This window comes from Bradyrhizobium sp. SK17 (genome assembly GCF_002831585.1).
Taxonomy (GTDB): Bacteria; Pseudomonadota; Alphaproteobacteria; order Rhizobiales; family Xanthobacteraceae; genus Bradyrhizobium.
Genome location: NZ_CP025113.1, coordinates 3,747,580 through 3,766,313, shown reverse-complemented (window position 1 = coordinate 3,766,313; position 18,734 = coordinate 3,747,580). Strand labels below are relative to the sequence as shown.

15 protein-coding genes are annotated in these 18,734 nt (G+C 65.9%); 6 read left to right on the top strand and 9 right to left on the bottom strand.

What is annotated here, in order from left to right:
* Positions 1-75 precede the first annotated feature (75 nt).
* Together CWS35_RS17345 and CWS35_RS17340 are read left to right on the top strand one after the other, a co-directional pair.
* Positions 76-537: an Lrp/AsnC family transcriptional regulator gene (locus CWS35_RS17345; protein WP_024579268.1), complete on the top strand. Its 462-nt coding sequence runs from the start codon at positions 76-78 to the stop codon at positions 535-537.
* Positions 538-1,342: 805 nt separating this feature from the next.
* Positions 1,343-3,037, top strand: coding sequence for a Spy/CpxP family protein refolding chaperone (locus tag CWS35_RS17340; protein WP_168226346.1), 1,695 nt, complete (start codon positions 1,343-1,345; stop codon positions 3,035-3,037).
* A gap of 22 nt (positions 3,038-3,059) precedes the next feature.
* Here CWS35_RS17340 and CWS35_RS17335 read toward each other — a convergent pair whose 3' ends face one another.
* Positions 3,060-3,962: a LysR family transcriptional regulator gene (locus CWS35_RS17335; RefSeq protein WP_100952686.1), complete on the bottom strand. Its 903-nt coding sequence runs from the start codon at positions 3,960-3,962 to the stop codon at positions 3,060-3,062.
* A gap of 173 nt (positions 3,963-4,135) precedes the next feature.
* Between CWS35_RS17335 and CWS35_RS17330 the strand changes: the two genes are divergently transcribed.
* A complete protein-coding gene (locus CWS35_RS17330) occupies positions 4,136-4,897 on the top strand; it encodes a carboxymuconolactone decarboxylase family protein (RefSeq protein ID WP_100952684.1) in 762 nt (253 codons plus the stop codon).
* An 89-nt stretch (positions 4,898-4,986) separates the two neighbouring features.
* Positions 4,987-5,382: a cupin domain-containing protein gene (locus CWS35_RS17325; RefSeq protein ID WP_100956439.1), complete on the top strand. Its 396-nt coding sequence runs from the start codon at positions 4,987-4,989 to the stop codon at positions 5,380-5,382.
* Between the two features lie 60 nt (positions 5,383-5,442).
* On the opposite strand, the gene CWS35_RS17320 is transcribed toward CWS35_RS17325, so the two are convergent.
* On the bottom strand, positions 5,443-6,615 hold the full coding sequence (locus CWS35_RS17320) for a fumarylacetoacetate hydrolase family protein (protein WP_100952682.1): 1,173 nt from the start codon (positions 6,613-6,615) through the stop codon (positions 5,443-5,445).
* Positions 6,616-6,879: 264 nt separating this feature from the next.
* Here CWS35_RS17320 and ppk2 point away from each other — a divergent pair, with 264 nt between their 5' ends.
* Together ppk2 and CWS35_RS17310 are read left to right on the top strand one after the other, a co-directional pair.
* Entirely contained in the window at positions 6,880-7,740 is an 861-nt protein-coding gene (gene ppk2, locus CWS35_RS17315) for a polyphosphate kinase 2 (protein WP_162487053.1), read from the top strand.
* 265 nt (positions 7,741-8,005) lie between these two features.
* The gene (locus tag CWS35_RS17310) at positions 8,006-8,884 is read left to right on the top strand and encodes a transporter substrate-binding domain-containing protein (protein ID WP_024580872.1); all 879 of its coding nucleotides are present in this window, start codon (positions 8,006-8,008) and stop codon (positions 8,882-8,884) included.
* A gap of 64 nt (positions 8,885-8,948) precedes the next feature.
* Here the strand turns inward: CWS35_RS17310 and CWS35_RS17305 are convergent, their stop codons facing one another.
* The 7 genes from CWS35_RS17305 to CWS35_RS17275 all read right to left on the bottom strand — a co-directional run bounded on the left by CWS35_RS17305 (position 8,949) and on the right by CWS35_RS17275 (position 18,650).
* Positions 8,949-9,617: an amino acid ABC transporter permease gene (locus CWS35_RS17305; RefSeq protein ID WP_024580871.1), complete on the bottom strand. Its 669-nt coding sequence runs from the start codon at positions 9,615-9,617 to the stop codon at positions 8,949-8,951.
* Between the two features lie 111 nt (positions 9,618-9,728).
* Positions 9,729-10,487, bottom strand: a complete 759-nt coding sequence (locus CWS35_RS17300; RefSeq protein ID WP_100952680.1) for an SDR family NAD(P)-dependent oxidoreductase — start codon at positions 10,485-10,487, stop codon at positions 9,729-9,731.
* A gap of 94 nt (positions 10,488-10,581) precedes the next feature.
* On the bottom strand, positions 10,582-11,664 hold the full coding sequence (locus CWS35_RS17295; protein ID WP_024580869.1) for a zinc-binding dehydrogenase: 1,083 nt from the start codon (positions 11,662-11,664) through the stop codon (positions 10,582-10,584).
* Positions 11,665-11,781: 117 nt separating this feature from the next.
* Positions 11,782-13,584, bottom strand: a complete 1,803-nt coding sequence (locus tag CWS35_RS17290; protein WP_245439008.1) for an autotransporter domain-containing protein — start codon at positions 13,582-13,584, stop codon at positions 11,782-11,784.
* Positions 13,542-16,382 carry an autotransporter-associated beta strand repeat-containing protein gene (locus CWS35_RS40500; protein WP_157817178.1) on the bottom strand — a complete coding sequence of 947 codons (2,841 nt, stop codon included), beginning with the start codon at positions 16,380-16,382 and terminating at the stop codon, positions 13,542-13,544. The genes CWS35_RS17290 and CWS35_RS40500 overlap by 43 nt, the downstream gene beginning before the upstream one ends.
* Positions 16,383-16,588: 206 nt before the next feature.
* A complete protein-coding gene (locus CWS35_RS17280) occupies positions 16,589-17,560 on the bottom strand; it encodes a DMT family transporter (protein ID WP_029879049.1) in 972 nt (323 codons plus the stop codon).
* A 250-nt stretch (positions 17,561-17,810) separates the two neighbouring features.
* A complete protein-coding gene (locus CWS35_RS17275) occupies positions 17,811-18,650 on the bottom strand; it encodes an aldo/keto reductase (RefSeq protein ID WP_100952674.1) in 840 nt (279 codons plus the stop codon).
* Positions 18,651-18,734: the final 84 nt, after the last annotated feature.

Sequence of the window (18,734 nt, the reverse complement as noted above, 5' to 3'; positions counted from 1 at the left end):
TCAATTCCACGCGACAGCACAGGAAAAATTGGGATAAATTCCCACGATCCTGCCTCAATCGACGAGTTCATACCAATGCCTGCCCTCGATGCCATCGACCGCAAGATCCTGAGTCTGCTCCAGACCGACAGCCGCATGACCATGCAGGAGCTCGCCGACAAGGTCGGGCTGTCGGTGTCGCCCTGCCATCGCCGGGTCAAGCTGCTCGAGGAGCGCGGCGTGATCTCGCGCTACATCGCGACCGTCGACCAGAAATCGCTCGGGCTGCACGTCTCGGTGTTCATCTCGATCAAGCTGGCGCGGCAGAAGGAGGAAGACCTCAACCGCTTCGCCCGCGCGATCTCGAAATGGGACGAGGTGCTGGAGTGTTATCTGATGACCGGCAACCGCGACTATCTCCTCCGCGTCGTCGCCGCCGACCTCTCCTCCTATGAAGCCTTCCTGAAGAACAAGCTGACCCGCCTCGACGGCATCGCCTCGATCGAGTCGAGCTTTGCATTGAGCCAGGTGAAATATTCGACGGCATTGCCGGTGTGAGTGTGTCGGAATACTCGGACCGTATACTCGATGTCGTCCCGGCGAAGGCCGGGACCCATACGCCGCGGCTTGTGTTGTGAATGGGACTCGTCGTTCCAGCGTCGCGCATCAATCAGCATTGGTGGTTATGGGTCCCGGCCTTCGCCGGGACGACGGTGAATGTGGGGCACGGCCGGTGAATCACAACTTCGCATTCTCGCGACATGATTTGTCCGAGGTTTGCTTCTTGTCTCGCCCTCATCTCGAAGAGGGCGCAGGGAAAGCCGGGTGCCGATCGCACCCATGGGCCCCGTGCAAAAGGTAGAAAGCACGGGGTAGGACCACAGGTGTAACCGGAAACAACCCGGCTTTCCCTGCGCGATGGGTTACGGCTTACTTCGTGCTCTCCCCGGCGAGACTTGGCTTGTTTGTCACCGTCTTCGCAACGCGCACCGCGCAATCGGAAAAGACACCTGCCACTTGGGCGTCAGGACCACACGACTTCACCGTCCGCTTCACGCGCACTCGTCAGTCGCGCATTCGGCGTCCACCGCATCTCGACCCGCGCTCGTGACGATCGCGAAGCGCCCCTCGATCGGGCGAGACCGGCAGACCATACACTGAGTTGCCCTACCGATAAACCGAAATATTTTCGACGCTGGGTCTTGACCCGTCGGGCAACTCAGTGATCGGCACCGAGGCTGCCATTGCGGAACGTATGCTTCCAAAGAAGCACGTGCGGTTGACCTCCCGGCAGGAACCGGGCGGCGGCGTGAAGTGTTGGTGTCCGGCATTATTGGATGTTTTGACACCAGCGAGAACCAACATGGCCAGAGCTGTGCGCCGGAAATTCCCGTGGTTGGCGCTCGTCGCAATTCTCGCGACGGCAACATGGGCGACGCTGCCCGCGAATCCTGCGCTGGCAGCCCGTGGCGGAGGTCACGGCGGCGGCGGTTTCCATGGCGGCGGTGGCGGCGGTTTTCATGGTGGCGGCGGTTTCCACGGCGGAGGCGGTTTCCGCGGCGGAGCGATGGGCGGCTTCCATGGCGGTGGTGGAGGCTTCCACGGCGGCGGGCTTCGAGCCGGTGGCTTTCATGGCGGCGGCTTTCACGGCGGCGGTTTCCATACCATTCATGCGGCGCCGCATGCCGCCACCAGGATCGGGCGCGGCGGCGGCGCGCGGCAATTCCACGCCACCCACAATCCCGCCATCACCCACAACCCAGCCGCCGGCAATCCGGCGGTCTCGCACGGCGTAGCCGGGGGCCGCCACGCGCCTTCAGCCGCCGCGATGGGGCGCAACGCCCGCGCCGTCGGCCGCACCCTGTCCTCGCGTCCGATCGCAGCCGCTATGCACCGGCCCGGTGGCTTGCGCAGCCCGATGGCGCGCGCTGCGATCGTGACGGCCGCAGCGGGAGCTGCCTGGGGCCATCACCACGGCGGCTGGTGGTGGCACCATCCGCATGGCGGTTTCGGCTGGGTCGGTCCGGTGTTCTGGCCCTATGCCTATTATGATCTCTACGACTACGCCTGGTGGGGCGATGATTATGACCCGTATTTCTGGGACTATGGCTACGGCGATATCTATACCGGCCTGTTCGGCCCGTATGACTACGATGCCCTGAGCGGCTATGCCGATTACCTGCCGAGCCACCGCGGCGCGCGTCAGCCGGCGGCATCCGACAATTCAGCTCAGGCCGAGCCGACGACGCTCGCCGACATGTGCGGCAGCGACAGCCGCAACATCGCGGGCTTCCCGATCGACCAGTTCCGCGACGCGATCCAGCCCAATGCCGAACAGAGCACCGCGCTCGACGAGCTCGCCAGCGCCTCGCAGACAGCATCCGAAACCATTCTCAACTCGTGCCCCAAGGATGTGCCGCTGACCGCCCCGAGCCGTCTTGCCGCCATGCAACAGCGTCTCGAGGCCATGCGCACCGCCGTTGCCAGCCTGCAACCGGCGATGGACAAGTTCTATGGCCTGCTCAGCGACGACCAGAAGGCCAAGGTGACCGCGCTCGCAGCGGATCAGCAGCGTGCGCAACGCGGACGTTCGCCGCGCCAGGCCACCGCGGACACCGGCAGTTGCAGCACCGCGCAACCGGCCACCACGATCGGCTGGCCGGGCGACCTCATCGATCGCCAGGTGAAGCCGACCGATGCACAGCGCGTGAACCTCGATGCCCTGAAGGACGCCGCGACCAAGGCCGAGGATGGCTTGAAGTCGTCATGTCCGCCGAGCGATGCACGGACGCCGCCGGCGCGCCTCGCGGCCGTGCAGGCACGGCTCGACGCCATGCTCCAGGCGATCGGAACGGTGCGTCCGGCGCTCGACACGTTCTACAATTCGCTCAGCGACGAGCAGAAGGCCGCGTTCGACGTCATCGGCCCGGAGCAGGATGGCGGCAAGACGGCGATAGCCGCCGCAAGCGACGAGCCGGCGCGACACCATCACCACCGTCACCACCATCATTACGGGTTGAATGTGCCCGGCATGGTGTTCCGCATGATGGGCTTGTGAAGACTGCCGGCGCGCCGCCCGCTCACGGTTTGCCGCGATATCGCAGCGCGTCGACCAGCAGCGAGAACGCCGGCGAAGCCTGCCGGCGGCTCGGGTAATAGAGGTGATAGCCGGAGAATGGCGGGCACCAGTCGGAGAGCACGCGCACCAGCCGGCCGCTCGTCAGGTGCGGCTTGGCCTGGCCTTCGGTCATGCAGGCCAGGCCAAGCCCGTTGACCGCGGCACTCAGCAGCGTGCCGGAGCCGTTGAACACCAGCTGTCCCTCGACGCGGACGTTGAGCTCGCGGCCGTTCTTCTCGAACTCCCATGCATAGAGCCGGCCACCATGGGTCGGCAGGCGCAGGTTGAGGCAATTGTGCTCGGTCAATTCCTGCGGCGTGCGCGGCTTCTTGCGGGTGGCGAAATAGTCGGGTGAACCGACCACCGCCATCCGTAAATCGGGACTGACCCGCACCGCGATCATGTCCCTTGCAACCAGCTCACCCGGGCGGATCCCGGCGTCATATTGCTCGGCGACGATGTTGGTGAGGCCGTAGTCGATCACGACCTCGATCTTGATGTCAGGATATCTCGGCAGGATCTCGCGCAGCGCCGGCATCAGGATCGCCTCCGCGGCGTACTCCGTCGAGGTCAGGCGGATATTGCCGGCCGGCTTTTCGCGCAGCTCGCTGAGCGCCGCGAGCTCGCTGTCCATCTCGTCGAATTTCGGTCCGATCGAGCGCAGCAGGCGCTCGCCGGCCTGGGTCGGCGCGACGTTGCGCGTGGTACGGCTCAACAGCCGCACGCCGAGCCGCTCCTCCAGCGCGCGGACGATCTGGCTCAGCGCCGATTGCGACAGGCCGAGCTTGGCGGCGGCGCGCGTGAAACTGCGCTCCCGCGCCACCGCGAGGAAGATCAGCAGGTCGCTCGCATTGTCCCGGTCCATTGATTAGCAGGCCTCATGAATGCATGCACTTTTCATCATCTAATCCGCAGGTCGCGCAAGCGCTAGCTTTCCGGCAGCCAACAATTCGGCCGCCAGCCACCATGTCCATGACACCACCGGGCGCGCACGCCGCCACATCGCCGGTCGTCGCAGCCCTGCTTCGGACCCTCGTCATGATCATGGCGTGGGCGATCGCGTCGCCTCCCCTGTCCGGGGCCGAGCTGCCACAAGGAGCACAATCGATGCCAATCATGGATGATATGCGCGCGGTCGCGCCCGCGCTCGGGAAATACCGCGAGAGCGTCGTGCTCGGCGATCTGTGGACGCGTCCCGGCCTGTCGCCGCGCGACCGCAGCCTCGTCACGCTTGCCGCGCTGATCGCACGCAATCAGACCATCGAACTCGCCGACCATCTCGGTCGCGCGCTCGACAATGGCGTGACGCCGGCCGAGATATCCGAAACCATCACCCATCTCGCCTTCTACACCGGCTGGGCGAATGCGATGTCGGCGGTCGTGGTGGCCCGGCAAGTGTTCGCCGCGCGCCACATCGGCACCGACCAGATCCCCGCCGCATCGGGTCCGCAGCTCAAGCTCGACGAGGCAGCCGAGGCACAGCGTGCCAGGCGCGTCGGCGAACAGTTCGGCAATATCGCCCCGGGCCTCGTGCAATACACCGCGGACGTGCTGTTCCGCGATCTCTGGCTGCGGCCCGGCCTCGCGCCGCGCGACCGCAGCCTGGTCACCGTCAGCGCGCTGGTGGCGACCGGACAGGTGGCGCAGATCACCTATCACCTCGGCCGTGCCATGGATAACGGGCTGACCAGGACCGAGGCCGGCGAGATGGTCACGCAGCTCGCCTTCTATGCCGGATGGCCGAACGCGTTCTCGGCACTGCCGGTCGTCAAGGACGTGATCGAGAAGCGGCCGCAGTGACCTCGCTGTCGCGGCGCGGCCTGCTCACCGGCACGGCCGGCGGCCTCGCCGCGCTGGCGATCACGACGAACCAACACGGGAGCGAGATCATGCAAATCACCCGGATCGGATCGCAGCCGTCCCGCAAGGGACCCGAGGATTATTTCAGCGGAACGGTCCGGATCGATCCACTGTTCCAGGCATCGGAGCCGGCGCGGGTCGGCGGCGCCAGCGTGACCTTCGAGCCCGGCGCGCGCACTGCCTGGCACACCCATCCGCTCGGCCAGACCCTGATCGTCACCGCCGGCTGCGGCTGGGTACAGCGCGAAGATGGGCCGGTCGAGGAGATCAGGCCCGGCGACGTGATCTGGTTTCCGCCCGGCGTGAAGCACTGGCATGGCGCGACACCGACCACCGCGGTGACGCATATCGCGGTGCAGGAGACGCTCGACGGCAGCAATGTCGATTGGCTGGAGAAGGTCAGCGACGCGCAATATCGCAAGTGACGATGCAGCGCCTGCGGCGGACACGGCGCGATTGCGCCTGTTCCCACTCCGCCGACGCCGTCACAACAGCCTGCGCTGCGCCAGGTTCTTCATCAGCGCACCGAGGCCGAAGGTCCAGGGCTCGCATTCGTCACTGTTGCGCATCCGGTTGACCAGCTTGCCGAGCTGGGGGGCGGCGATGGTAACGATGTCATCGCGCTTGTGGGTGAAACCCTCGCCCTTGGCGTCGCGATCCTTCACCGGCGCGAACATCGTGCCGAGGAACAGCGCAAAGCCGTCGGGATATTGATGCACGGCGCCGATGGTCTGCGCGACCAGGTCGGTCGGGTCGCGGCTGATCTTGCTGATCGAGGAATGGCCCTCGAGCAGGAAGCCGTCGGCGCCCTGCACGGTCAAGCCAACATCCATCTTCCTGACGTCGTCGAGCGAGAAGGTCTGATCGAACAGCCGCAGCAGCGGGCCGATCGCGCAGGAGGCGTTGTTGTCCTTGGCCTTCGACAGCAACAGCGCCGAGCGGCCCTCGAAGTCGCGCAGATTGACGTCGTTGCCGAGGGCTGCGCCGACGATCTTGCCGCGGCCGGAGACGATGAGCACGACCTCCGGCTCCGGGTTGTTCCAGGTCGACTTCGGATGCAGCCCGGCATCCATGCCGGTGCCGACCGACGACAGCGTCGGCGCCTTGGTGAACACCTCGGCGTCGGGGCCGATGCCGACCTCGAGATACTGGCTCCAGGCGTTCTGATCGATCAGCACCTGTTTCAGCTTCATCGCCTGCTCGGAGCCGGGCTTCAGCTTGGAGAGATCGTCGCCGACCAGGCGCACCACCTCCTTGCGGATCGCGTCCGCCGAGGACGGGTTGCCGCGCGCCCGCTCCTCGATCACCCGCTCCAGCATCGAGATCGCGAAGGTGACACCGGCGGCCTTCAGCACCTGGAGATCGACCGGCGCGAGCAGATGCGGCTTGGTCGTGTCACGGTGGTCCGGCGGCGTGTTGGCGAGGATGGTTTCGAGGTCGCCGATCCGCACGCCGGGCACGGCGCGCAGCGCGGCCGCCGGATCAGCTTCCTCGCACAGCGCGCTCACCGTGGGAAAGCGCGCGGTGACGTCGAACACGCCGTCGGCCCGCACCGCGGCCACGGCCGGGCCGCCGGCCTGCGGCAGCCAGACCCGCCCGACCAGCGTGCCGGCGGTCACGTCCGCCGGCAGGACGTCCTTGGGTGTGAGCGAAATCATCGGCGTAGCTCCCGTTTTTGATCTTGTGATCGCTTGTTAGCACAGTCCCGCGGCCTGCGTGAAACAGCGGTCATGCCATTGTCATAGAGGGGTAACATCACCCGTCAATGCTCCCGCCGATCCAGCTAACACACTGAAAGACGGACATTCATGACCGCCTCCGACCTCACCGACGAAGCCTCTCGAGATGCAGCCTTGCGGGAGGAAGCCTTGCGCGAGGAAGCCTCGCACGAGGAAGCCTTGCGCGCCCGCATCCACCAGGAGATGGCCGACAGCCTCGACGAGGAACTCGAGCTCGAACTCGATGACATCAGGCTCGACCAACTCGAGCATGACGGCGGCGGCGAGCCGTCGATCGATCGCAAGTTCTACTTCCGCGAATTGCTGCGGTTGCAGGGCGAGCTGGTCAAGCTACAGGACTGGGTGCAGCACGAGAAGAAGAAGGTCGTCGTGCTGTTCGAAGGCCGCGATTCCGCCGGCAAGGGCGGCGTCATCAAGCGCATCACCCAGCGGCTCAACCCGCGGGTCTGCCGGATCGCGGCGCTGCCGGCGCCGAGCGAGCGCGAGCGCACGCAATGGTACTTCCAGCGCTATGTCTCGCATCTGCCGGCCGGCGGCGAGATCGTGCTGTTCGACCGCAGCTGGTACAACCGCGCCGGCGTCGAGAAGGTAATGGGGTTCTGTACCGACGAGCAGTATGAGGAATTCTTCAAGTCGGTGCCGGAATTCGAGCGCATGCTGATCCGCTCCGGCACCATCCTGCTGAAATACTGGTTCTCGATCACCGACGAGGAACAGGCCTTCCGCTTCTCGATGCGGATCCAGGATCCGCTGAAGCAGTGGAAGCTGAGCCCGATGGACGTCGAGGCGCGGACCCGCTGGGAGCTTTACACCAAGGCCAAGGAGACGATGCTGGAACGCACCCACCTGCCGGACTCGCCATGGTGGATCGTCGATGCCGTCGACAAGAAGCGCGCCCGGCTCAACTGCATCTCGCATCTGCTGAGCCAGATTCCGTATCAGCAGGTCTCCCACCAACCGGTGGTGCTGCCGCCGCGGGTGCGCAACCCCGACTATCACCGCGGCCCGATCCCGCCGGAGATGTACGTGCCGGGACGGTATTGATTCTGATCGCTTCCCCTCTCCCCGTTCTTACGGGAGAGGGTCAGGGTGAGGGGCTCTTTCCGCGCATATGGTGCGCATCGAGCTTGCGGAGGCTCCCCCTCACCCGGATTGCATCGTACGATGCAATCCGACCTCTCCCCGCAGGCGGGGCGAGGTGAGAGACGTCTGCCCTCGCACCCTATCGCCTACCAATGGTGCAGGCGCACGCCCTTGCTGGCTCCGGATACCGACGCTAGGCTTCCCGATCTGGTGCAGGGAGGCCCGCTTGACTCAATCCGATGACGTGAAGATGTCCGAAGATCGCCGCGACGCGCTGCGCTACGCGCTCGGGATCGGCAGCGGCGCGGCGCTCGCGGCCGCGATGGCAACGCCGGCCGCGGCGCAGGCGCAAGCCGACAACACGCTGGATCGCATCCGCGCCAACAAGGTGCTGCGGATCGCGGTGCTGCCTGGCGAGTTGCCCTATTTCAACAAGGACCTCGCCACCGGCACCTGGTCCGGCTTCTCGATCGAGATGGCCAACGACCTCGCCAAGCTGCTCGACGTCAAGCTGGAGTATGTCGAATCGACCTATGGCAATTCGATCCTGGATTTGCAGGCCAACAAGATCGATCTCGGCTTCGCGCTCAACCCGACGCCGCAGCGCGCGCTGGTGGTCGATTTCACCAACCTCGTGTTCCCGCATCCGTTCGGCGCGATGCTGAAGAAGGGGCTGGAAGCCAAGACCTGGGCCGACATCAACAAGCCGGAGGTCAAGATCGCGGTCGACGTCGGCTCGGCCAACGAGGCGGTGGCGCGGCGCTTTGCGCCGAACGCCACCATCAAGTCGCTGAAGTCGCGCGACGAGGTGATGCTGGAGATGTCGTCGGGCCGCGTCGATTGCGTGGTCAACGCGCTGGTGCTCGGGCTGACCGCGATCGCCAAGAACCCGAACCTCGGCACCTACAAGGTCCTGACTTCACCGTCGGTGACGATCGCGAGCGGCACGGCGGTGCGGCGCGAGCAGGACAAGCGCTGGCGCGATTTCCTCTCGGTGTGGATCGACTACAACCGCGGCATCGGCCAGATGCGCGAATGGTTCGTCAAGGGCCTCGGACTTGCCGGCGTCAAGCCGGAAGACGTGCCGGTGGAGTTGAATATCTGAGGATTTGCTCTTGCTCGGTCTGAGCCCCGCCTGTCACCTCTCCCTCCGGGAGAGGTGAGAAAGATCACACCTTGTCATACGTCAGGCCACGCTCCAGCCGCCGCGCCACCAGCGTCGACGGGAACAGGATCGCAAAATAGATCAGCGCCACGATGGTGTAGACCTCGAGCGGCCGATAGGTGTCGGCGTTGATCAGCGTCGCGTTGTAGACCAGATCGGGCACTGCGATGATCGAGACCAGCGAGGTGTTCTTGAGCTGCGTCACCGACTGGTTGACATAGGGCGCCATCATCGGCTTCAGCGCCTGCGGCAGGATCACGAGCCGCATCAGCCGCCAGCCGCGAAAGCCAAGCGCCTTCGCAGCATCCCACTGCCCCACCGGCACGCTCTCGATCGAGCCGCGCACGATCTCGGCATAGAACGCGCCGCCATAGAGCGACAGCACGCTGACCGCTGCGACATGCGCCGGGATGTTGACGCCGATCACCACCGGAAACGCGTAGTAGAACCAGATGATCTGCACCAGCAGCGGCGTGCAGCGGAACAATTCGATATAGGCGACCAGGAGCCAGTCGATCACCGGGATCCGCCGCAGCCGCAGCATGCCGACGATCAGGCCGATCAGGGTCCCGAGGATGATGGTGCCGATCGTGTAGGCGATGGTCCAGCCGAGCCCGAGCCAGAACAGATGGCTGTATTTGGCGAGGATCCCGAAATCCCAGACGTAGTTCATCCTGCCCCTCGGCTGCCGCGTGTCTCGTGCTCACCCTGCGGCCCCAGCATCGCAGGCGGCCCCGCGCGTGTCACGCGCTATGCCGGCACGACGACGCCGACCATGGCGCCCTCACATCAGGGTCAGCCCGCCATCGACCGGCAGCGTCGCGCCGGTGACATGGGCAGCGTCCGGCGACAGCAGGAATGCGACGACGGCGGCGACTTCGTCGGGCTCGGCCAGCCGCTGCATCGGATTGGCCTTCGCGACACGGTCCCAGGTCGCGGTATCGAGCGCGCCGAGCAGGCCGGGATCCTTGCGCGTATAGCCGGGCATCACGGCGTTGGCGGTCGAGCCGGATGCCGCAAGCTCGATCGCAAGCGATTTCACCAGCACTTCGAGCGCGGCCTTCGCCGCCGCCGATCCGGGATAGGTCGCGCCGGGCACGAAACGATGCGGGCCGAAACTGGAGACCGCGACGACACGGCCTTGCGCGCTGCGCGTGAGGTCGGACAGCGCGGCCGCCGTGATCTCGTGAAATGCCGCCGCCATCACGGCAAAGGCGCGCTCCAGCGCCTCGCGCGGCAGCTTGGCGAATTCGCGGCGGTCGGCGAAGCCCGCGGCATGCACGATCGCGTCGATCGGTCCGAACGCGGCACGCGTCGCCTCGACCAGCGCTGTGCCCGCCCCCGGCCTGGCAAGATCTCCGGTCTTGATCTCGACCCTGGCGCCCTTGCCCCGGCACTGCTCCGCGACCGCATTCAACCGCGCAAAGCCGGCGGCCTCGGCGCCCTGGCCGTGCAGCATCAGCGCTTGATCGGGGCCGGCAAGCCGGCGCGCAACCGCCGCGCCGATGCCGGAACCACCGCCTGTGACGATTGAAACGCGCATCTGGTGCGTGCTGCCGGTGCGATGAGGAACAGCGAACTATAGGTTCGGTGCCGCGAAATGCAAATCGCGCGCCGCCGTCAGCCTACGGCCAAAATCAGCGCCACGGCTCGACCAGGATCTTGGTGTGCGCCTCGGGATTGGCGAGATCGGCGAACGCCTGCGCGACGCCATCGATACCGACGCGGCCGGTGACGAGCGATGCGGCATCGACCTGGCCTTCCGCGATCAGGCGCAGCGAATAGGCAAACTCCTCCGGCGTATAGCCGAGCACGTACTGGACGTTGAGTTCCTTGATGATGCCGAGCATCGGCTCCGACTTGTCGGTCTCCATGCAGACACCGACCACGACGACGCGGGCGCTGCGCGGCGCGCCCTCGAACACCTGCTGCAACACGCCGGGCACGCCGACGCATTCGAAGATCAGCGCGGGCTTCAGCGGCGGCAGCAACGCCTGCAACGGCGGCCGCGCCGCCTTCTCCGCCTCGCTCATCTGGGCATGCTCGGCCCAGCTCGCATAGGGCTGCGTCTTGGCCGGATCGACCACGACATCGGCGCCCATCTTCTCGGCGAGCAGCCGCCGCGCCGGCGAATAATCGGCGGCGACGATCGGGCCGAGCCCCCTGATCTTCAGCGCCGCGATCACCGCGAGGCCCACGGGTCCACAGCCGATCACCAGCGGCACCTCGCCGCCCTGGATGTTGGCCATCGCCACCGCATGCACGCCGACCGCCAGCGGCTCGGTGAGCGCGGCGTGCTCGGCGGAGAGCCCATTCGGCACTTCGAGCAGCAGCGGTTCGCTGAGAACCATCTGTTCGGCATAGGCGCCGACGTAGTCGTTGGAATAACCGATGCCCTTCGGGCCTTCCGGCGTCAGCAGCGCCGGCAGCGAGCAGACGCGCGTGCCGGGCTTCAGCTTGCGGGTGGTGCCCGGGCCGTAATCGAGCACCTCACAGCAGAACTCGTGGCCGAACACCACGTCGCGCGACAGATCCATCGGCGTACGGCCGGGCAGGAACTTGCTCAGCTCCACCATGCGGTGGGCATGCTTGCGCGCGTGCAGATCGGAGCCGCAGATGCCGCAGGCGAGCGTTTTGACCAGCACCTGGCCGGCACCCGGCTTCGGTTCGGGCATCTGGTCCACGACAATCTCGCCATTCCTGAAGATCGCTGCGCGCATAGTCCCTCCCGCGTGGGTTTCGCCCCACTCATTTTGATGCGTATTTCGTCTCGCGAAATGCACCATCGCGGATCAAATCCGCGGCAGGCTTTCGTCAAGACGCTATAGCACGGAGGGTCACCACGTGTAGCGCATAACACCCTTGCCGGCGTAGGACCGGGTGACGCTGGAGAACTCGCCTTCGAAGGTCGTCCCCACCGACCAGCCATTGCGCCAGCGCATTTCGAGCGAGGCAGTGGTCAGCGCGGCCTCGCTGGCCTGTGCCGCGCCGTTGACCACGAAGGCCGCACCGGGCAGCGTCTGGAACACGGCAGCGGCGCTGCGCTCCGGGTTGAAGTCATGTGCCCAGGCGAAGCGGCCGCGCAGCGTCAAGAGACCGCCATCGGCCGCGAACGATGTGTCGGTGCGCAGGCCGAGTTCGCTGCGAACGTCGGTAACGCTCTTGGCCGCATAGTTCAGCGCGAAGGTGCCGGCACCGGAGACCACGCTCTCCGCATAGGCCGGCAACTCGAAGCTGGTGAACTGGGCGGCCGCGTAAGGCGTCAGCCCCATCCATGGCGTCGCGGTGCGATAGCCACCCTCGAGCCGGCCCGACCACGCATTGGCATTGAAATTGGCGCGCAGATGATCGGTGCCCGCGGCGGTGACGACGCGGTCGGTGGTGATGTCCTGCCAGCCATAGGCCAGCGCCGCGCTGAGATAGGCGGCGCCGATGTTGTGGCGCAGGAAGGCGCCGGCCTGGAACAGGTCCGAGCGGCCCCAGCCGAGACCGCCGGTGCCGAAGCTGGTGCCGCCGCCGGCCAGCGCGAAGCCGGCGATCGTGTTCGGCGAGAAGCGGTAGTCGGCACCGACCGACGTGCCATAGACGCTGCTCGTGGTGTTGTTCGATCCCAGCATGGCGTTGCCGCTGGTGCTTTGCGAGCCGCCATAGCCTGCCGCCCAGATGCTCCAGCGCCGGTCGAAGTCGATCTGTTGCCGTGGCGCCTTGGCATCGATCGCGGCCAGTGCGTCGCGCGGCTCGGTATTTCGCGCCGCATAGGCAAGCGTTGCGCTCTCCTCGGCGAACGGCACTGCGCCTGCGCCCGTGCCGCCATCGCGGCCGGCAACGAATGGATCGGTCAGCAATCCAATGAACTGGTTCATCGCGCCGAACGTGGTCTGCTGCGATCCTGTCGCGCCCTCGCCCGAAAGCTGCGACAGGCCAGTCGCGGAACGGCCGGCAAAGCCGGCGTTGATGCCGCCATTGGTGTCGAAGAAGTTCTGCAACACGGTCGCGACCGCCTTCTGGTTGGCATTGAGGTCGGTGCGGCTGGTGTAGTCGAGCGCGAAGTTCAGGTAGGCGTGGCCGGCCTCGTAGCTGAGGCTCGTCACGAATCCCGCTGGCGTGCCTAGTGTATCAACGCCGGTAAAGGTGCCGCTACGGCCGCCAGCCGCCGACAGGATGGTGTATTGCTTCGCGACCGTGCTGTTGGCGGCGATGCTGACGCCGACCGATCCGGCGAGCGCGGCGCCGCCGGTGACGTTGACCGAGGTCGCGGCATTCGAACTGAGCTGGACGAGATACAGTGCGCCCGACTGGAAGGCGAGATTGCCTGCCACCGTCATCGCTGAGCCCGTCGTGCCGCTGCCGGGAGCAAGGATACCGCCGCTCGCGATCGTGGTGCTACCGACGGTGCCGACGCCTACCAACGCCCCGCCGGCATTCACCATGGTGAGGCTCGACGAAGCGATCGAGCCGTCGACCTGGAGGATGCCGCCGTTGACTGTCGTGGTGCCGGTATAGCTGTTGGTGCCCGACAGGGTCAGCGTGCCGCTCCCGGTCTTCTCCAGGCTGCCGGGGCCAGCCGGGGCACAGCCGCAGGGATCGACATCGGCGATCACGCCGCGGACCATCGTCGAGAGGTTGTTGCCACCGACCACGAGCGTGTTGCCGCCGCCGATATAGTAGGTGCCTGAGCCGGCGATCGAGCCGGCCGTGATCCGGCCATCACCGTTCGCACCGAGACTGCCGGCGAACGAGACGAACCCGGTGTCATTCGTGATGAACTGCGCGTTGCCGCCGGTCGAATTGCCGTAGAAGACCGTCGAACCACCGGAATTGGTGATGATGACGGCGCTGCCGGCGGTTGCATGGCCTTGAAACCACGCCTGACCGCCGTCGTTGTTGGTGATGACGGCGTTGCCGGCGGTCGTGGTATCGATCGCACAACACCCGCCGAACACGGTTTGGCCGCCAGAATTGTTGGTGATTGTCGCTCCGGCGGCCGACGACTGATCGTAAAATGTCGTGCTGCTATAGGAGCGATTGATGATGGTGGCAGTTCCGGCATTGGTCGACGCGGCAAAAATCGTGATTGCGCTGGTGTTGTCGATCGTCGCATTACCTGCGGTGCTGGTGTCCGTACCTCCATACGTTCCAAACCGCGTGCTGCCGAAAATAATCTGCGTGATCTTGGCGTTGCCGGCGCTGCTCGCGCCGAGAATGCGAGGCTGGACTGATTGGTGATCGCCATCGCACCCGCGATCGTCGCGCCGGAGAATTCCGTGTATCCATTGTTGGTCAGACTGGTGATCGCGGAAGTGTTGGCATTCCGGACATAGAGGAACCCGTCATTACTGACCTGGCCGACGATCGAGGCGGTGTGGCTGGCGTCGCCCAGCACCAGGGTCGCGCAATTGCAGATCGCAGTGCCGCCGCTATAGGTGCTGGTACCGAGCAACACCACCGTGCTGCGCCGAAACGTACTATCCGTGATCGTCAGCCTGCCCGGACCGTTGCCGTCGGCAATGTTGCCGGCGATCGTCAGCGTCTTGCCGTTGGCGTCGAGCGCGCTGCCATAGGTGGAACTGTTGATGTTGAAATTGTTGGCGATGGTCAGGTTGCTGGTGCCGCCGATCTGCACCCGGGCGTCCTGCAATGTCACAGCGCCGGAGCCGAATGAGCTGCTGTTGGTCGCGCGCACCGTGGTGCCGATCACGGAGGTACCGCCGGAATAGGTGTTGCTGCCCGAGAGCGTCACCGGGGCACCTGTTCCTGTCGAATCCTTGATCAGGAGGCTGCCGCTGCCGCCCGCACCGTCGGCGATGTTGCCTGAATAGGTGAAGCGGTATCCGTTGGAATCGATCGTGCCGCCGTTGGCATTGATCGCTGCCTCGTTCGCGATGGTGTAATTGCCGCCGGCCTGCAACGTGCCGCCGTCGAAGGTCAGCCGCCCGGTGCCGATCGCCGACGAGACGATCGCACCGGGTGTGCCGACCGTATCGGTGCCGACCACCAGAACGCTGCCGCCGCCGGCGACGCCGCAGGCTGTGCCGCAGATCGTGGTGCCGCCGGTGTAGGTATTGGCGCCCGACAACACCAACGTCCCGCCGCCATTGAGCACGATATCGCCCGCGCCGCTGATCACTCCGGTCATCGTGTTGGTGTTGCCGGCCGCGACGGTGACGACGGGATCGCTGTTGATGACGATGTTGTTGGCGATGGAGAGGCCGTTACCGTTCAGCACTAGCGTGGTGTGCCCCGCAAGCGTCTCGCCCATCGTCAGCGTGCCGCTGCCGAGCGCGTTGCTGTTGCCGATGATGATCGTCGATCCGTCGCTCACCGAGGTGCCACCGCTGTAGTTGCTGGCGCCGGTGATCTTGAACGCGCGCCCGCCGTCGATCTTGATGGCGACCGCGGCGTCGGTGGCGCCGCCCGTGAGGCCGGTGATGCCGGAGATGGTCAGATCGCCGGAGGCGCCGGCGGCACTGGTCTGCAAGAAGGTCAGGCTGGCGCCGACGCCATTGGCAATGCCGAGATTGCCGGTCAGCGTTCCGCCGCTCGATGTCAGCGTGTTGGCCCCGCCGGTGAAGCTGATCGCATTGCCCGCGACGCCCGATCCGGTGCCGCCGGCAATCGATCCGCTGTTGATGATGGTGAGGCCCGCGCCAATGATGCCGGAGCCGCCAATACCCGCTGCTCCAGGTCGCCCCCGCGTTCCGCCGTAAACTGGATCACCACCGTCCGAATAGGTGTCGGATACCTGCGCTCCGCCGGCGCCGCCAGCGCCACCTGAGATCGAGCCCGAATTGTTGATTGTCACACCCGACGCGGTGACGACGATGCCGTGACCGCCGTCGCCGCCGCTGCCACCGACGTCGCCGGCACCGCCGGCGCCGCCATTGCCACCCGTGATGCTGCCGCTGTTCGTGTCGCTTCCCGGCCCAGTGATGGTGAATGCAGAGCCGCCTGCACCGCCACCACCGCCGCCGCCAGCAAGTCGGTTGCTTGGATCCGAATGATCGACGCCGCCATCACCGCCTTTGCCGCCATTGCCGCCAGTCAGCATCGCGGTATTGTTGAGCGTTGCACCACTTGGCCCGCTGGCTGCGCCACCACCGCCACCACCGCCACTGGCCGTGCCCAGTCCGATCGCTCCGGTAGCCCCATCCTGGCCGACACCACCACCAGTTCCACCAACGGGACGCGAGCCGGCGCCGCCGGGACCGCCGGCCCCTCCGGCGGCGCCCTCAGCGCCGCCGCCACCGCCACCACCGGTGCAATTGCACGACCGGTTCGGCGCGCCGCCGTCGCCGCCGACCCCGCCGTTGACGCCCGCAACGCCGCCAACGCCGCCAGACTGTCCCGTCGACTGATAATCACCCTCGCCGCCCACGCCACCGTTTTGCGCGAGCGCCGGCCCGGCCAATAGACCGACTGAAAAAATGACCGCGGCCATCATCCAGCCTTGCAGACGCAATCGCGCGCAGCCCCACTCCGGCATTGCCCCAGCCCCAAATCGACAGTGCCGCGTGGACGCGGCTTAATCCGAACGGGCTATCTTGCAATTCGCGGAGAACGCGTCTTCTCAGGCCGCGCATGGTGATGGTGCGCGTCCGGAATCCGGGCGGATAAAGGGCAGTTGTTGTAAAATGGATACGCGCGTCAGGCGTTCGGCGACGGCTCGCCGGCGACGTCAAGCAATTGCGAGCGGCGGATGCGCTCGCGATGCGCGGTGTAGAGGCCGGAGGCGACGATGAAGCCGGCGCCGAGGATGGTCCAGCGGTCGGGCACCTCACCGAAGATCAGGAAGCCCAGGATGCTCACCCACAAGAGCTGCGTGTAGGAGAACGGCGCCAGCACCGAGGCGTCGCCATAGCGGAACGCCAGCACCACGATCCACTGTCCGACCGTGGAGGCAACGCCGATCAGGATGCCGAACATGATGTCATGCCAGGTCGGCGTGACCCAGACGAACGGCACCAGCGCGCTGACGATGGCGACGCCGACGATGGACGAATAGGTCATCACGGTGATCGGGCGCTCGCTGCCGCTCATCATCCGCGTCAGGATCAGCGTGCCTGCCCATGCCAGCGCCGAGACGATCGGGAAGATCGCGGCGGGATGGAAGGCGCTGGTGCCCGGCCGCAGGATGATGAACACGCCGGCAAGGCCGATCGCTGTCGCGACCCAGCGGCGCATGCCGACCTTCTCGCCCAGGAAGGCGATCGACAGCGCCGTGACGAACAGCGGCGAGACGAAGCTGGTGGCCGAGGCCTCGGCGATCGGCAGGAAGCCGAGCCCGGTGATGAAGATCAGCGACGAGCCGAGCAGCGCGGCGCCGCGCAGCACATGCAGACCCGGACGGCTGCTGCGCAATGCGAACAGTGGCGTGCCCGGCAGCATCGCCGGCGTCATGATCAATGCGAACACCAGAAAGCGGATCCAGGCGATCTCGATCGATGGCAGCGTGGACGAGAGATATTTTGCGGTGACGTCCGATGTCCCCAGGAACACCGTCGACAACAGGATCAGCGCGATACCCTTGAACGGACGGTCGGTGCGGGCCGGCGCCTTGCGCGCCAACGTGGTCTTCGCGGGCAATGAAAGGGGAACGCTGTCCAGCCTGGCGGCCACGGCGGCGGGGGCGGTGTCACGGCAATCTCGATGAGCAAAATAACGGGAATCTGCTGAAGGAGAGAACGCCAATTCCGCTGCGAGAACAATGCCCGAAAACGGGACTCCGATATGCGTCAGCAGGCGCGACCGCCCGCCGCGGCCGCAATGCGGCCGCACCTGCAACAGTTTGTTAACTCATGAGTGGAGTGGAGCGCGGTGAATCCCGGCAATTTGCGGGATTCACGGATTCCTGTGCAACGCGTTTTGTTCAGAGCATCGGCAACGAGCGCGGTTTCGGCCCGCGTGGGAACGCGGCGTCGAGCGCAGCGATTTCGTCGGCGCCAAGTTTCAGCGTTCCGGCCAGGGCATTTTCCGCCGCATGATCCGCGTTCGACGCCTTCGGGATCGCAAGCACCGACGGCAGCCGCGTCAGGAAGCTCAGTGCGACCTGGCGCGGCGTCGCCTTGTGCGCCTGCGCGATGGACTGGAGCACGGTGCCGGCCTTGCTCGACGCTTCAGGAAAATCATTGTGGCCGAACGGCGAGTAGGCAACGACGGCGACGCCATGCTGCACGCACCACGGGATCACGGCATGCTCGATGGCGCGCTCCCGCAGATGGTAGAGCACCTGGTTGCAGGCGATCTTGCCAGGACCTGCGACCTCCAGCAGCTCGTCGAGATCGTCAGCGTCGAAATTGCTGACGCCCCAGGAGCGGATCTTGCCGGCGGCGATCAATTCGTCGAACGCCGCGACCGTTTCCGCAAGCGGATAGGTGCCGCGCCAATGCAGCAGGTAGCAATCGAGCCGGTCGGTCTTCAGTCGCTTCAGCGAACGCTCGCAGGCGATGATGGTGCCGCGCCGCGAGGCGTTGCTCGGCAGCACCTTCGAGACCAGGAACAACTCGTCGCGCCGGCCACCGATCGCATCCGCGATCACGAGCTCGGCGTCGCCATACATCTCGGCGGTGTCGATATGGGTCATGCCGGCATCGATGCCGCGCTTCAGCGCAGCGACGGCCGCCTTGCGGTCCCCGCGGTCGAGATACCAGGTGCCCTGCCCGATCACCGAGACCTGCGGGCCGTGTTCGCCGAATTTTTTTGTCTGCACGATCGCCTCGTTTTCGCGTGGTTGGTGTCGCCCCCCGAGGATAGAGGAAACGAGCAATCATGTCTGCACATTGCCCGATAGTCT